The 15,896-nt window shown below is 59.1% G+C and carries 12 protein-coding genes and 2 pseudogenes; 4 read left to right on the top strand and 10 right to left on the bottom strand.

The annotated features are described in order from the left end of the window. The 10 genes and pseudogenes from AC1DT6_RS14815 to AC1DT6_RS14770 form a co-directional block, all read right to left on the bottom strand. Positions 1-1,334, bottom strand: a pseudogene (locus AC1DT6_RS14815) (ImcF-related family protein); the annotation flags it as partial. Beyond that, entirely contained in the window at positions 1,301-2,533 is a 1,233-nt protein-coding gene (locus AC1DT6_RS14810; RefSeq protein WP_441637482.1) for a hypothetical protein, read from the bottom strand. The gene AC1DT6_RS14810 and the pseudogene AC1DT6_RS14815, both read right to left, overlap by 34 nt. Next, a complete protein-coding gene (locus tag AC1DT6_RS14805) occupies positions 2,534-2,791 on the bottom strand; it encodes a PAAR domain-containing protein (RefSeq protein WP_150984982.1) in 258 nt (85 codons plus the stop codon). Between the two features lie 145 nt (positions 2,792-2,936). Beyond that, a complete protein-coding gene (locus AC1DT6_RS14800; protein WP_441637484.1) occupies positions 2,937-3,629 on the bottom strand; it encodes a hypothetical protein in 693 nt (230 codons plus the stop codon). 144 nt (positions 3,630-3,773) lie between these two features. Further along, positions 3,774-4,112 (bottom strand): hypothetical protein, encoded by a 339-nt coding sequence (locus AC1DT6_RS14795; protein WP_441637486.1) that lies wholly within the window; start codon positions 4,110-4,112, stop codon positions 3,774-3,776. 260 nt (positions 4,113-4,372) lie between these two features. Continuing rightward, positions 4,373-4,873, bottom strand: a complete 501-nt coding sequence (locus tag AC1DT6_RS14790; protein WP_441637488.1) for a hypothetical protein — start codon at positions 4,871-4,873, stop codon at positions 4,373-4,375. 209 nt (positions 4,874-5,082) lie between these two features. Beyond that, positions 5,083-6,114 carry an IS630 family transposase gene (locus tag AC1DT6_RS14785; RefSeq protein ID WP_477114751.1) on the bottom strand — a complete coding sequence of 344 codons (1,032 nt, stop codon included), beginning with the start codon at positions 6,112-6,114 and terminating at the stop codon, positions 5,083-5,085. A 24-nt stretch (positions 6,115-6,138) separates the two neighbouring features. Continuing rightward, entirely contained in the window at positions 6,139-8,376 is a 2,238-nt protein-coding gene (locus AC1DT6_RS14780; RefSeq protein ID WP_441637540.1) for a chitinase, read from the bottom strand. A gap of 7 nt (positions 8,377-8,383) precedes the next feature. Continuing rightward, entirely contained in the window at positions 8,384-10,708 is a 2,325-nt protein-coding gene (locus AC1DT6_RS14775) for a type VI secretion system Vgr family protein (RefSeq protein WP_477114750.1), read from the bottom strand. Positions 10,709-11,192: 484 nt separating this feature from the next. Then, positions 11,193-11,453: pseudogene (locus AC1DT6_RS14770) on the bottom strand (type VI secretion system tip protein VgrG); the annotation flags it as partial. A gap of 237 nt (positions 11,454-11,690) precedes the next feature. On the opposite strand from AC1DT6_RS14770, the gene tssB reads away from it, so the two are divergent. The 4 genes from tssB to AC1DT6_RS14750 all read left to right on the top strand — a co-directional run bounded on the left by tssB (position 11,691) and on the right by AC1DT6_RS14750 (position 15,894). Next, entirely contained in the window at positions 11,691-12,206 is a 516-nt protein-coding gene (gene tssB / locus AC1DT6_RS14765) for a type VI secretion system contractile sheath small subunit (protein WP_441627713.1), read from the top strand. 26 nt (positions 12,207-12,232) lie between these two features. After that, entirely contained in the window at positions 12,233-13,780 is a 1,548-nt protein-coding gene (gene tssC, locus AC1DT6_RS14760) for a type VI secretion system contractile sheath large subunit (RefSeq protein WP_441627711.1), read from the top strand. Between the two features lie 120 nt (positions 13,781-13,900). Beyond that, positions 13,901-15,247, top strand: coding sequence for a type VI secretion system baseplate subunit TssK (gene tssK, locus AC1DT6_RS14755; protein WP_477102716.1), 1,347 nt, complete (start codon positions 13,901-13,903; stop codon positions 15,245-15,247). Beyond that, the gene (locus AC1DT6_RS14750; RefSeq protein ID WP_441627707.1) at positions 15,244-15,894 is read left to right on the top strand and encodes a DotU family type IV/VI secretion system protein; all 651 of its coding nucleotides are present in this window, start codon (positions 15,244-15,246) and stop codon (positions 15,892-15,894) included. The genes tssK and AC1DT6_RS14750 overlap by 4 nt, the downstream gene beginning before the upstream one ends. The last annotated feature ends 2 nt before the right edge of the window (positions 15,895-15,896 follow it).

Genomic DNA, 15,896 nt, shown 5'->3' with positions numbered 1-15,896 from the left:
GCAAGCGGCGCATGATGCTGGGTACGGTACTCGTAGCGCTCGATCTGCTGCTGCAAGGCAAGAAGCGCGCGCAGGCGGGCCGCCGGGTTGGGGGCCGACTGAAAGTCGTTCACGGATTGCCGGGCGGCGTGGATGTCCCGCCCGTTCAGCACGCCGGACACCAGCATGCCCGCGCCCCACAAGCCGATGGCCGTCAGGCCCACGATGGCAGACACCGTGACCGGGTGCCAGCCAACGCGCTGTCCCGGCTGGCGGCGGGCGGCTTCGCCCAGGTAGTGCCAGAGTGGCAGGTCGACGCTGCTCTGCACGCTCGCATCGCCGGCGATGGGCCGTGGATACGGCGCAAAGACAATACCCTCCACGGCGATGCGCCGGCGCTGCCGGCCCCCCAATCCGGCGATCCAGTCGGCGAGCGCTTTGCCGCGGGTGTCGAGCCGCTGCGAAAGCTCTCCCATATAGCGGTCGCGGTTGCCCGCCATCAGTTGCGCGACCACGCGCTGCGCCAGCTGGTCGCGCAGCGTGCGCAACGCGTCATCGATGGCGTCCGCGTCCGCCTGGCGCGGCAGTTCGCAACTGATGACCGGCATGAGGCCGTGGCCCACCGTTCTCGCCTCCGCCACATCGAGCAGGTAGACCGGGGCGGACCAGCGCAGCAATTCGGCGATGCGCGCCAGGCGCATTCCATCGGGATGGGTGCCACGGCGCTGCACCTGCAGATCCGTTGCGCTGTCCATTGTGAGAATCACCGCGTCCACCGGACGGCGGCGGCGTAGTCGGTAGAGTTGCTTGAGCCAGTCGGCGTCCGGCCAGCCTTCCTTGTTGGCCTTGCTCCATAGCAACACCGCGTCGGGGGTGATCAGCCAGCCTTGTTCTGCCAGTTCGGGCAGGAGGCGGGCGATGGCGGCGTCGTCGCCGGTGAGCAGCAGCCAGGGCTGGCGGTAGCGCCAGCGCCAACCGTGATGCACGTGAAGCGCGTCGCGTATAGTGGCCAGTCGCCCGGGACGCGCTGCCGGCGCGCCGCCTCCCGCCGTCGCAGCCTCGCTCCGCTTGCTGGCATCGTAGTTGGCGACCCACAGCCTGGCGCGCAGCAACTGGATCTTTAGCGCCAACCATTCGTAGTACCTGGCCAGCAGCAGCGACACAATGCACCCGATCGCCAAGGAAATCTCGAACAGCTTGACTTGCTGCCGCGACAGCCCCTGCCCCGGCCCCTCGAACCAAACCGCGAGGCCGACTGCGACAAAGAGGCTCAATATCGCGATACAGAGGTAGCGTGCTACTGGCTGTGGCTTGTATTCATTCATGATGGCTTGCAGCACACGAGGGCGATGCACCGATCGCCCTCCTGGGTGAGGACGAGTTGCGATTGGGCGGACAGGGCGGCATTCTCGGCAGCGAGGACAGTCGCGAGCCATGCGCCTGCACTGCCAGAGTTGCCGATGGTCTTCGCAAGATCCACCCATGTGACGGCATCGCCCAGGGGCGACGATGACTTGAGATGCGTGACCACCTCGTCGGAAAGCGCTTGGTCCCAAACCGCACCGATGCCTTCGGTGCTGGTTCGCCCCCAACGCATTGCGAGCGCCACGCAATCCGAGGCGGACTGCGCGCTGTCCTGGGCTGGACGGTGCAAGTGCAGCGCGGAACCATGCCGCGAGGCCCCGGGGCGGCCCACCAGCAAAGCGACGCCAGCCTCGGCCACGCCGCCATCCAAGCGTTCACTGATGGCACGCCTCAACTGAAGTGCGACGAGTAGCTGCACCTCGTCTGCGGGCATGCGGTCCGCCCAGGCGTCGACATCAAACAGCGACAGATCATCCGTATCGTCTGTCGCGACGACGGGCAACTGCGGGAGGCATGCCAATATCTTGGCTTCAAGTCGCGCGCCGACCTCATCCGCCTCCACGGATGACGCAGAGACGAGCCGTACATGTAGCCGGGTCTGCGCTGGCAAGGACTCCAGACTCGCAATAACCGGGCGGAGCAAGCGGTCAAGCAGCCAGTCAGTGACGACTTTATGCCTGGCGTGCTCCGAGAGTTCATTGCCCGGGTAGAACGGCTTCTCGGGTATCGCGATCCAGCGGGCGATCACATCCGTTTCAGGGTATGCCGCACTTGGCCGGGCAGCCATTTGCATGCGCCCGCTCGCAATGCCCTCAACGCCGTTCTCTGCGTCGTCAGCAGAAAAGCACCAGGCGTGGGCCAGAATCGCAAGTGGCTTGCTAGCGCTCGCATGGCAGTCCTGTTCCTCGGCATCGCTCGCCCGGTTGACCGCCATGGCGTCACTGCGCCGCGCATACGCGCCGGCCATGGCCACGCTCCACAGAAAGGCCCAAGCAGCCAAGGGATAGCCTATGACGCAGAGCCAGAACCAGAAGGTGTTTGTCGGCTTTGTCGCGGGCCAGAGGGAGATGACAAACGCAGCGCCCCCACCCACAATGGCGACAAACAGGAACGTCCACCAGGCGACCGACAGGCGCGGCAGGTCTGGCACCGTGGCTCTGGGCGGTACCCGCTGAAAATCGATGGGCATTTACCGAACCGTCGCGCCGCGCCAGTGAGCAATGAGGATACTGCCGCACTGGGTCCGGTCGCCGTCGCGCGCAAGCGGCACGCCCGCATCGGTCATGCTGGCTCCGCCCTCCACGATCTTGTTGTTGCCGTGAATCGGACACGACACGATATCGCCGATCCGCGCGGCTCGTCTCCCCCGGACCTGAATGCGGTCCGATCCCGACAGGATCTTGCCGCCATGACTTGTATCGTCGTCTTCGTAAGCTAGTTCTTTCATAATCAAAATTCCTGCTTGCCTCTACATTAGTTATTCTTCATCGCGGCATATTTTGCAAAAAATACCCCCCATAAAACTAATACAAAAATAAGATATTTATTTAATACGATTAAATTTCGATTTGATGTATTTTGCATAATAAATATCACCCCTCAGATTTTAATTTCGATGAGATGAGGTCGTAAACCTCTTTATTTCCATGACTAGGCGGATCGCAGGCCAAAATATTTGGCACCCCCAAACTACCCATAATCATCTCGGATAACTTAAATCCCTTGTTCCTTTTACTTATTTTTAAGTAACTACCCCAAATTTCTCTTGCACTTTCGGGATTGCCACCAGCCATTACCTTCGCAATACCAAGGAAATCACCTCTCTCACCCAATAGCCAGAGGTCTACTTTCGCGTCCCATCGCCCGCTGCAAATTCCGCCGGTCATATTGCTCACTATGCACCCAGATTGAGTGTCTATTACGGGGCAGTATTGTCGACTCGCTATTTCTTCGCCTCCGTCTCCTCCAATTTTGAAAAATCTACCGGCTCTCACAATAGAGAAAACAGCAAACCTTCCGGACGGTGAAATCAATGCGTCCGCAGGATCCGAAAATACTACACCTCCATCGATCGACAATCTCTCCATCGGAAATAGATCAAATTTTGATCCGCCCGCACTGACGAACACGGCTCTTTTCCACCCAGTGCCGAACTCACTCTCCAGGATAGGCTCAAGATAATCGACTCTCGATCCGCCATCAAATATTAAACTTTCGCCATAAGCATAGGTCCATGTGATGAATATAAGGAAAAATGAAGCCGCTCCACGCTTTATAATTTTCATTTCTTTAAAACCATTATTTAAAAATTTCCTTCATGCCTTGGTATCGAGCGCGCACGACCGAAACTCCTCCTATAACGATCATCTCTCAATCACTTCCATAATCCCAGAAAATATTTCTCTATTAATCACCGTATTGCGCACAGACTACCTCATCCATCGAAGGAAATCCTTGACATCGCTGGCTTTCTTCAGTCGAAAAGTGGAAACCTGGTTCTCAACATAGCCATCGACCCCTGCCATCTCGCTATTTTTAGTGATATTTTTATTCTCAATCAAAGAACCGTCTTTGCCACTCTCATACGCATACACTTGATAAAGATCTCCGTATGTCCCCAGACCACTATGCCTCAGTTCCCATCGGACAATAACAAATAGATTAACCATTCCTTTTATTCTCCCCAAAAAAAAGGGAATCAACCCGAGGCGCCGCCCCCTCGATTGAGTATTTTGCAACCAACTCTTCCCGGCATAGACCGTTTTCATATTTATATAACATCAAATTTATCGGGTACTCATCACCCCCTTTCTCAACTGCAACTAGAGCACCCTTTTTAATCTTCGAAGCAGAAAACACGCCCTGAGCAGGGGACACCACCGGACACGGAACAAGCCTATCTTCCGCATTCACAAGAGATACAAAAAAGGAAATTTTAAAAATCAATAGATACTTAAAAATCATTTTCGATCATATAATTTTCGTCCGAACCTATTTTAGATTCCGCGCGGCCGCCATCACGCTCAACTCAGTTATCTATGCCATCTATCGGCGCAACTGTCTTAATACCCCTCAGTGCTCGAGGGCTAATCGGCTGATAGTCTCCGGGATCGCAGGTACGGTTTGAAATCAACTTCCCATTCCGCTTTATATATATTCCACTTGGAGAACCTTGATACAATACATAGTTATACTTTCCAAAATTAAATTTTAGATGCGTAAACGTTATATTTCCCTCCGATATATCGCTTATTGAAAACCATCTTCTCGGTGGATACGGCTTTTTTGGAAATTCGAGTTCGATTTCATCAACCCTTCCAAATCGATACTGAACGTATCCATTATCTGGAGATATGTTTCCCGAAGCGCAGACCGAAATCAATTTTCCTTCACTTGCACAGCTAAAATACACCTCCTCATGAGGCTGACAAAGCGTTATTTCTTCGGCCTCCGCGCTCACCCCGAACAATATCAATCCCGCAAAATAAATCGCCCTTGCGAGCACAATAAGATCGCATTCCGTATTCAATTTAAATACCCTCCACTGTAGATCGAATTAAAATTTTCGACGCGCGCCGCGTAACTATCCGTGTGCAAATTAACAACCTCGGTAATCGCATTTACCTGCGTAGCTGTTTCTCCTTGATCCGCCTTTTCTGGTAGATTACGGTCAACCCAGAAGTACGCGGCAGACCTTGCCGCATACTTTGGCTGAACGAGTAGATCTGGATTTGTTTGCTAGTGTCCTGCGTCAGATATTCGCAGACAAAATCGCCTGATGCTGGCGAGGATGTCATCGGCGGACTTCGTCCACACGAAAGGCGTGGGGTTGGCGTTGTTCAGGTCGAGATATTTTTGGATGGCTTGCTCAAGTTGTCGAGTTGATCGATGCGTGCCGCGGCGGATGTATTGTTCCGTGATGGCTGCAAACCAGCGTTCCACCTGATTGATCCATGAGGCGGAGGTCGGTGTGAAATGAACATGGAAGCGCGGATGGCGAGCGAACCAAGCCTTGATCGACGGCGTCTTGTGCGTGCCGTAGTTGTCCATGACGAGATGCACGTCGAGGTTCGGTGGCACGTTGGCTTCGATCGTGCGTAGAAACTGCAGGAACTCACTGCTGCGATGTCTGCGATGCAGTTCACCGATAACCTTTCCTGTGGCGATGTCCAGCGCGGCGAACAACGTTGTCGTGCCATGGCGCATGTAGTCGTGTGTGCGTCGCTCGGGGATSCCTGGCGCCAGCGGCAGGATGGGCTGCGTGCGGTCCAGTGCTTGAATCTGGCTCTTCTCGTCAACGCACAACACCATGGCTTTGAGCGGTGGGTCGAGGTACAACCCCACGATATCGCGCACCTTCTCCACGAATAATGGGTCGGTGGAGAGCTTGAAGGTCTCCTGTCGATGTGGCTGCAGTCCAAAGGCACGCCAGATGCGCGTCACGGTCGACGGAGATAGATTCGCCGCGCGAGCCATACTGCGCGTGCTCCAGTGGGTGCCGTTGGCTGGCACGGATTCGAGCGTCTTGGCAATAACCGCGTCCACCTGTGCATCATCGATGGACCTCGGTGTCCCTGGGCGCGGCGCATCGAGCAGTCCATCGAGCCGATGCGCCACGAATCGCGCACGCCATTTCGATACGGTTTGCTGAGTGACACGCTGCTTTGCCGCGACGGCCTTGTTGTCCAAGCCTTCAGCGCTAGCCAGCGCTTTGAGTTGCTCACGTTCGACCTCATTCAACACGAGTTCCGCCTTTGGTCTTCCTCTCATCACCGCCTCGCCGTTTGCGTGCCTTCAACGCAGACTACAACGTGGCGTCAATAATGCAAGGAACTTCTGACGCGGGACACTAGCGTAGTTTCCGTTACCCAGTTCAGCACGTCCGCCATATGCACCGTTGGCGATTGCTTCAAAGTCAACTTGATTCATACTCGTGCCATCCGCTTTGATTGGCCTTACGTGATGGTAGCCGTGCGCGTTCGCCTGATCGGGATGATTATGAAAATAGGAAAATTTTGCGATTAACGAGCTTGCTTTCCAGATAAATCCCTCTTCGCGAGTAAGCGAGGAGCCAGTTTCCTGCATCACTTGAGCAAAGAAATGTGCTCGTCTAAGCGGTGTATCGAGTTTGTAGGCCTGAAGATGAGCATTGAGTTCGTCGGCCACTTCTTGGAGTGCGTCGCGGTTTGCGTGAGGGAACAGTCTATGCATCATGGTCAGGGTGAACTGAAATTTTCCTTTATCGAAATTCCCAATAATCCCAATCGGATGAATATGAAACACCTGCGGAGCCGGAAGGGCGGGGAAATCTTCCTTCACGGCATCCCACCAGGCCAGCGCCTGGATGCGCTTGCGTTCGGCCTCATGAGCCTCATCCGGCCCGACCTTTTTCTCGATCTCGGTAATGAGCTGATTCCACTTGTCCGGATTCGCCCATTCGCTCTCATGCTTGACAATGAGCCGCGATGCCCGCATTGCCGCCCATGCGTCCTGGGAGGCAACGCAAAGGTCGTTCGCCGCCTGGCTGCCATCGCCTGTCGCATATAGCTGCCGACAAACGGCTTGCATCAGCGGGTTGAGTTTGTCGATGGCGCCGGCGTTCGGGACGTCTGCGCCGGTCGCGTAGTCGACGTACGCCTGCGTCGAGGCAAAGATGGTGTGGGTGGAGTCGTGCGGGTCATGCAGGATCTCGAAGTCCACCCATTTCTGCGCGAACTCGCGCGAGATCCGCCCTCCCGCGAAGTTTTGCTCGCGCACCCAGCCGGTGATGTCCTGGCGACGTACGTCCGCGCTGTCAACCTTCCACCAGCGCATCTTCTCGCCGTCACTGCCCGCGCTGGTCTCGGTGTGTGGCTTTTCGTTACGCTGGCCGAGTTCCGCCAGCGTATATGCCTGCACAACATCGGACAGAGGCGCGTCCTGGCCTTGCTGGTTCGGGTTCTTGTAGAGCGTCGTCCGCCGGTCGATCCGTAGAATCGTGGGGTCGGCCGGCAGCGCCAATTGCTCCCACGCTTTCGGCTTTGCGCCGTTTTCGGTCACCCATGCGCGGCTCGTCTCGATGAACGACTGGATGCTGTCGCCGCAGAACATCTCCAGATGGACCATGCGGGCTGGGACCCGTTCGCTGAGCGAATCAAACCGTCCGATGTGGCCGATGATATCGCCTGCGTTGACTGGAACCGGCTTGGGTGGTGCGACCACACGATCCAGCGAGGTATCAGGCATAACGGTCTCGACAACGTAAGCGCCGCTCTCCTTGCCGAGATAGATCCATCCCTTCTCCGCAGCGTCCGGCGCGACATACCCGCCGACTTTGGGCGGAACCATGGCCGACACATGCACGGACTCGATCTGGCCCCAGTTCCCGTCCCGCTTCAGAAGACTGAACTGCGCCCCACGAGGCAGAATGCCAAGGATCGTTCCTCCTGGCTTGGAGGTGCGGACGCGCAATCCGGTTTGCTCGGCGGGAGCGCCCACCCCACTCGCACTGGCATCGGGCTTGTCGCTGGCGACATCCGTGACCCGGAGCCACGTTATCCAGTACGAAGGCCGTGGCAATGCCTTGTCCGCTTCATAACTGGCGAAATCCTGCAGATGCATGTACAGGCTGAAGAAAGTCAGCGTGTTGTCTTTCGGAAACTCCATCACGTGACGCACCAGCGCAAAGCCCGTGCTGAATTTGGCGCTGAATGCGGCCTTGTCACCCTGCTCCGGGATTTCGCTGGGCAGGTAGGTCCGGTTGACGCGCCAGGCAACCACCTCTCCGTCGGCCATGCAGCGCACGCCATGCGTGAGGTCGAGTGACTGACCGGCGCCTGCCTCAGTGATGTGGATGCCGCCGTGCCACAGTCCTTTCCGGCTGACGGCGTATGCGCCACCAGGCTCTTTGCGTAGCAGCCGGTGAAATTCGTGCTGGTCGGCAAAGTCGGCCGATGGCTTGCCGGGGGCTTCGGGAGCCTTGCGGAACGGGTATGCAAAGTTCAGTTTCTTCACCGGAGTCTTGGCCGGCTGCTGTGGTGTCGTCGTTGCCATGGCCTGCTTATTCAGAGAACCCGAACTTCATGTTGCGCTTCACGTCTTGCAGCGGGGCGGCCTCCCAGGCGGGGAAGGCAAAGTTGCCGCCGGCGGGATCGTCGGTACGCAAGTTGCCCTTGACGTTGACCTCCCCGCTGGGGCTGGCGAGTTCGATCTTCCCGTTTGCAATCCGGATGTATGCGCCCGCGCCATCGCCGAGGGTGATGCCCTTCGAGGCGGTGATCATGACTTCGCCAGTCGAGGAACTGACAGCAACATTCTTGAGTGCCATCAACTCCAGCGCATCGCCTTGGGCTTGTATTTGCACCTTGCCCTTTGCAGCGAAGATCCGGATACCCAGCTTTGCCGCGAACAGGGAGATGGCCTCGCCGGCTGCGGCAGTGATGCGCTTCATTACCCCGATGTCCAGGCCACCGCCAGCCGTCATGAAGATTTGCTTGCTCGCAGCGAGTTGCATGTCCCGCCCACTGGCAATGCCAATGCCTTTCGGCGCGCTGGCGAGGATCGCAGGCGCCTTGAGTTGCGTAAGCGTCTGCTCGATCAAGGCGCGCTGCTGGTCGATCTGCGCAAGCCACGCTTTGGCGGCATTTGCGGAATCGTTGAGGCTGCGCATCATGTCCATGGCTTGCCGCAGCGTATCTTCGGCATCTGACATGGCAAGTTGCTCGCCGCCAGCATTCGGCTGCGCGTCCGCCGAAAGGAACAGCCCCTTGCCACCCCGGATCGCTCCCCAGGCGTCTGTACGCAGCTCAAAGCCCTCCCCCCGCTTTTTTTTGTTGCGATCAACGAGGTAGCCAAGGTTGAGCTGGGTCTTGCCACCATATTCGGTGGAGAGCTTGATGCTCTCCTCTCCCTTCCAGTCCTCCATGCGCAGCTTGTTGTTGCTCTGCGTCCTGATCAGGTTGCGCGACAGCCACCGGTCCCGAGTGGTGATCAGGTCCTCTTGCCGGCTGTTATGCAGCGCATGCGCGATATAGGGCTTGTTCGGGTTGCCGTCGCGAAAGGCAATCGCGACTTCGGTGCCGTCGATGAGCGGGAAGTGGAACCCGGTTTGCAGGCCGCCGGCATACGGTTTTGCCAGGGGTATGGCCTCACTTTCCATGCCCTTCGGCCATKGCTCAAAATCGAAATCGAAGCGGACGACGTAGTGGCCCGCTTTTGTCAGGTACGCGTATTTGTATTGGCCGGGCGAGGTGATGCGCGCGCTCAGCGTGCCCTGGATTTTCGGCCAGTTTTCCTCGTCCAGCGGCAGGCGAAAGCGCCGGTCCGACGGGATGGCCTTGTAGGTRTTGCGGTAAGCGGCATCACGCCCCCCGGTATGGATGACTTCGGTGATGACCTGGCCGTTGGGGGCYTCRGCCAATGGCTCATCCATGCGCAGGATGCWGCCGGKRTGCAGCCTGAGCACGTTGCTCTCGCCCGCATAGACAAGCTGGCCGGCCAGCAGGGCCTCGTGGCGCAGCTGCGCCTCCCACTTCGCCTCGGCCTTGTCCAGATGATGCGTGCCGTAGATATACTGCTGGCCGTACGTTGTCTTGTCTTTACGCGCGACRTTGGCCTCGCCCTTGATGGGTTCCCACGCCTGATCCGGGTTGTAGTCGGCGACCAGGACCGATTCGGGCACGGTCTTGGCGTGCACCTGGATGTCGGATACCGCCTCGATGCCGGCTTCCAGGCCGGCGGTCTCSCGATAGGGCACGCGCAGTTCGGGCTGGTAGACGTAGTGGTCGATGTCGTCGCCGAAGACGATCATCTCGCCGAACTTTCCCGGGATGAAGTAGCAATACAGCCCTTCCTGGCGCATCAGCAACTGGACATATTCCCAGTCGGATAGCTGGTACTGGAAGCGGAATTTGTGCTGGGYATACTCGCGGCGCRSCTTGATGGMAAACTGGTGGCCCCGGAGTTCGTGCCGGCGCAGGATAGCCTCGATGATCTGGGGGGCCGTCTTGTTCTGGTAGATGCGCGTGGTCCGGACGAGTTCGAGCCGCGCGGCCAGTGGCCGGAGCACGATTTCGTAGGCGAAGAAATCGCGCGTGCGTTTCGTGCGTGAGAACGTCGATATCCACCCCGCGAACCGGCGCGGTTCGCTGCCGTCGCCGGGGTCGATCACGAAGGTCGCGTCACAATTGAGGTATTCCGCCCGGTCGAGTTCCAGCGGGTGGGTTAGCCGGATCGTGACGGTGTAGATCTCTCCCAATCGCTCCACTGCCTCGAACGACACTACCGACAGTTCCGCCGCGCTGGCCGCGCGAGGAATGTCCAGATGGTAAGCCTGGCGCCCGGGCATCCTTGTGCCGTATGCCTCGAATTTGTCGATAACGCCCATGTCTTCTCCGTTGTCACGCCTGCCGCTTCGCGGCAAGCTTCGTGGCGGATTGGTTGCGCACGCCAGGAACGACAAGTGACTAGGTGCTTGGCATCGCGGCGCGCCATGCAACCACGTTTATTCGAAGTCCGGGCTGCGAAACGCTGCGAGCTTGGTGCTCGGGCCCGATTCTGAAAACATGCTACTGGGTGAGTGCGGAGAGGATCAATCGGACGTGTCCTATTCTTTGAAGAAATTTAAAGAAATTTGATGTTGCGGATCGCCGTTTAGTTGCAATGCCAACGATGGAAGGTGGGGCTACAGGACGGAATTTTCGGCAGGACATGGCCTTCGCGAGCCGTTTTTCTGGTGACGTAGGCATACTTGTATTGGCCCGGCGAGGTGATGCGCGCGCTCAGCGTGCCGTGGATCCGCGGCCATTTTTCTTCATGCAGCGGCAGCCGGAAACGCCGGTCGGACGGGATCGCCTTGTAGGTGTTGCGGTAGGCCTGGTGCCGTCTCCGGGATCGATCAGGAACGTCGCGTCCTTGCCGAGATAGTCGGCCCGGTCAAGCGGCAAGGGGTGCGTCAGCAGGATGGTGACGGTATAGGGCTCACCCATGCGCTCCACCGCTTCGAATGACACCACCGACAGGTCGGCGGCGCTGGCCGTGCCGGGCACCTCAAGGAAGTAAGCCTGGCGCCCGGTCAATCCCTTGAACGGCGCACTGCCGTATGTCCTCCGTTGTTCATCCGGATCCGTCATGGTTTCCGCTCCGTTGTCGGCGTGATCGATGCTGACGCAGGACTTTAAACGTCTTTTTATATGCCATAAATACCTTATATGCCGTTTTTTAAATTTAACATTTATTTAACATAAATTCGTACTGGTCCTATATCCATCGAATGGGTATCCATGCTACTAATTGCGCCGGATTGCCTTACTGATCGTTATCGAAAGAATTAGAAAACGTTTAAATCAGATATAAGAAAGGAGCAAGCGATGGCTGAGAGTTTCCAGAACGAAGTGCCCAAGGCACGGGTCAATATCAAGCTCGACCTGCATACGGGGGGCGCGCAGAAGAAGGTTGAACTGCCGCTCAAGCTGCTGGTGATGGGCGACTACAGCAACGGTCAGGACACGCGGGCGCTTGCCGAGCGTGAGAAGGTGTCCATCAACAAGAACAACTTCAATTCGGTCCTCGCCGATTTCAACCCGAAGGCACGGATCGCCGTCGAGAACACGCTGGTCGGCGACGGCACGGAACTGCCGGTTGATCTGGACTTCCGCGCGATGGACGACTTCAAGCCGGAAGTCGTCGCCGGGAAGGTGCCCGAGTTGCGCGCGCTGATGGCCGCCCGCAATCTGCTGCGCGACCTGAAGTCGAACCTGCTCGACAACGCGATGTTCCGCCGCGAACTGGAAAAGATCCTCAAGGACCCGGCCTTGTCCGAGCGCCTGCGCGCCGATCTGCAGAAGATCGGCGAGGCCGCGCCGGCTTCCCCGTCCGTCCAATAAGCGCCGTTCCCTGAGGAGTGAACCCCATGACCAAGCATGAGATCGCCGCACGCGGCAATAGCGAAGCAGATACCGTTGTCCTGGACTCGCCGGGCAAGAGCGTCTACGAATCCCTGTGCGAGAAGATCAACCTGACGCCGGTCAAGTCCACGCGTCCGGTGGAGTCCTTCCAGAGCGCCGATGCGCTCTCCGAATCGTCGCTGGATGAACGCGTCGCCCAGGCGATAAGCGTGTTCCTGAAGATGATCCAGGACTCGTCGCAGCAGGTGGACCGTCTTGACAAGAGCTTGCTCGATTTCCATATCGAGCACCTCGACCAGCAGATCAGCCGCCAGCTGGACGCGATCATGCACAACGAGACGTTCCAGCAGATCGAATCGGCCTGGCGCGGCCTCAAGTTCCTCGTTGATCGCACCGACTTCCGCAAGAATGTCAAGATCGAAGTGCTGGATGTCTCGAAAGACGCGTTGCGACAGGATTTCGAGGACACGCCCGAGGTCATCCAGAGCGGCCTGTACCTGCACACCTACATCCAGGAGTACGACACGCCGGGTGGCGAGCCGATTGGCTCGATCATCTCGAACTACGCGTTCGACCGCGGCCCGCAGGATATCGCGCTGCTGCGCAACATCTCCAAGGTCTCCGCAGCGGCGCATATGCCGTTCATCGGCTCGGTCTCGCCGGCCTTCTTCGGCAAGGAATCGATGGAAGAGGTGGCCAGCATCCGCGACATCGGCAACTACTTCGATCGCGCCGAGTACTTGAAGTGGAAGAGCTTCCGCGAGTCGGACGATGCCCGCTATATCGGCCTGACGCTGCCGAATTTCCTGGCGCGGCTGCCCTATGGCCCGGAAACCGTGCCGGTACGCGCCTTCAACTACACCGAGGCGGTCAAGGGCCCGGATCACACCCGCTACCTGTGGGCCAACGCCTCGTTCGCGTTCGCCGCGAACATGGTGCAGAGCTTCATCAAGAACGGCTGGTGCGTACAGATTCGTGGTCCGCAGGCCGGCGGCCTGGTCGAGGACCTGCCGATCCACCTGTATGACCTGGGCACAGGCAACCAGGCCAAGATCCCGACCGAGGTGCTGATCCCGGAAACGCGCGAGTTCGAGTTCGCCAATCTGGGTTTCATCCCGCTGTCCTATTACAAGAATCATGACTTCGCGTGCTTTTTCTCCGCCCACTCTGCCCAGAAGCCGACGCTCTACGACACCAAGGAAGCCACCGCCAACAGCCGCATCAATGCGCGCCTGCCGTATATCTTCCTGCTCTCGCGTATTGCCCACTACCTGAAGCTGATTCAGCGCGAGAACATCGGTACCACCAAGGACCGCCGCCTGCTGGAGCTGGAGCTGAACACCTGGGTCAAGACGCTCGTGACCGAGATGACCGATCCGGGCGATGAACTGCAGGCTTCCCATCCGCTGCGGGAGGCCAAGGTGGTCGTCGAGGATATCGAGGACAACCCGGGTTTCTTCCGCATCAAGCTTTTCATCGTGCCGCACTTCCAGATTGAAGGCATGGACATCAATTTGTCGCTCGTTTCGCAGATGCCGAAAGCGAAGAACTGACCGGCAACTGTGAGTGTCGACGTAGCGCTGACATGACGTAGCGCCGCCGCACGCTGGCTCGACAGCCAGCGTGCGGCGCTCCCATGCGGAAAGGGCCTTTCCACGTACCAGCCGATCACGATGAAGATAACAAGACCGCTGTGGGCACAGGGAATTTTCATGACCCCGCAGCATTTCCAGCAACAGGCGCAATGGGACCGGTATGCCGACGAGCACGTCGCGCGCCTTGCCAGCCCCGATCCGTGGGGCACTGTGCGCGTTGCCCTTGACCAGCAGGCCCTGTCCGTTCACCGTCTGGTGGTCAGTTCGCTGGCCCTCCGGCTGCCGGACGGAACGGTGATCGATACCGAGACGGCAGACCGCACGCCCGCGGCACGGGATCTGGCCGACGTGCCGGCGCACATCGACGCGGTGGTCGTGGGGATCGGCCTGCCGCTGATCGATGCGCAAGGCGGCAACTGCATTGAAGCCGGGGAACGGCCCGCCCGGCCGCGCCGCTTCGTGCGCGAATATCTGGAAGTCGCCGACCTGCATGGGGAAGGCAAGGAGGAGATCAGCGTTGAGCGGCATGCGCTGGCGCTGATGTTCGATTTCGAATCGCACGATGACTATGTGACCTGCCCGGTCGCTCGGCTGGTGCGGACGTCCCAGGGGCGCTTCGAGGCCGATCCGGCCTTTGTGCCGCCCTGCCTTTTCCTGTCGGCAAGCGAGCGGCTCACCGGCCGCATGAAGCGGCTCTCCGAAATACTCAGCGCCAAGAGCGCGAGCCTGTCGGTGCGCCGCCGCGAACGATCCGACCAGATCGCCGATTACGCCGTTGCCGATGTGGCGTTGTTCTGGCTGCTGCACAGCGTCAACAGTACGTGGCCGGAACTGGCTCGCCTGTGCGCCGTGCCGCAGCAGCATCCCGAGCGGCTCTACGGCATCCTTGCCCGTCTGGCCGGATCGCTGCTGACGTTTTCCACCACGGAGACCCTGCAGGCCATCCCGCCTTACGACCACCTCGCGCCGGAGCCCGTGTTCGAGGAACTGGAGTCGCTGATTCGTACCCTGCTCGACACGGTGATCCCGTCACGGGTGGTACCCGTTGCGCTGGAACGCCTACGGCCCACCGTCTGGGTCGGCAAGATCCTCGACGAGCGCCTGGTCGAAGGCGCCGAATACTACCTGTCCGTCCAGGCGGGACTTCCCGCTCACGCGCTGCTCGAACAGTTGCCGCGCCTGTGCAAGGCGGGCGCGCCTGACGAGGTGGAGCAGATCGTCAACTCCGCGCTGCCCGGCATCCCGCTGCGCGCGATGTCGCGCGTGCCTGCAGCCATCCCCGTGCGCATCGAGAACCAGTATTTTGCGCTTGATAGCGCGCACCCGGCGTTCAGGCGCATGCTGGCCGCGCGCGCCTGTCAGTTCTACGTTCCTGCGTCGCTGCCGGACGTATCACTTGAACTCTACGCGGTTTTGCCTGCATGACGAACTCCATCTCGATTTTGCCGCTCGCCTTGCGCGACACGGCCCTGACCGTCACCGCGCTCGCTGATGACGATCAGCCTACTGGCTTCGAAGCATTCCGCGCGAAATGCGACGAACAGGTTTCCCGTCTGCGCGAAGAATTCCTGGCGGCCGGCCAGCCCGCCGATGTCGTCGAGGATGCCATCTATGCGCAATGTGCTTTGCTTGACGAAGTCGCGCTGGGCAGGCTGCCCGAAAAAGATCGCGACGCGTGGGAACGCGAGCCCCTGCAGGTGCAGGAGTTCCAGAGTCACGATGCCGGGGAAGCGCTCATCGCTCGCATCGAGCGGCGCCTGGGTGAGGCGCGGCCAGTGCTGCCGCTGCTCGCCGTTTTCCACGCGGTATTGGGGCTGGGTTTCCAGGGCAGGTTCGCGCTGGAGGGCGCCGGCGCACGTGTCGCGCTGATGCACGCTATCGATGAACGCCTGGATCGTGCCGGATGGCTTAAGTCGGATGGCCCGGTGCTGGTGACAGACGGCAACGCGCGCCGATGGCGGGGTCATCTGACGCCGCTCGCCTGGGTGGTGAGCGCCTGCGCCGGCACCGGCCTCGTCTACCTTGCGCTGGACCGGTGGCTGGCCACCGCGATCGCCCGGCTCGTCGGCTGAAA

This window comes from Cupriavidus sp. 01L45 (assembly GCF_056399885.1).
The sequence above is the reverse complement of the archived record's forward strand: the minus strand, read 5'-3'. Positions and strand labels throughout refer to the sequence as shown.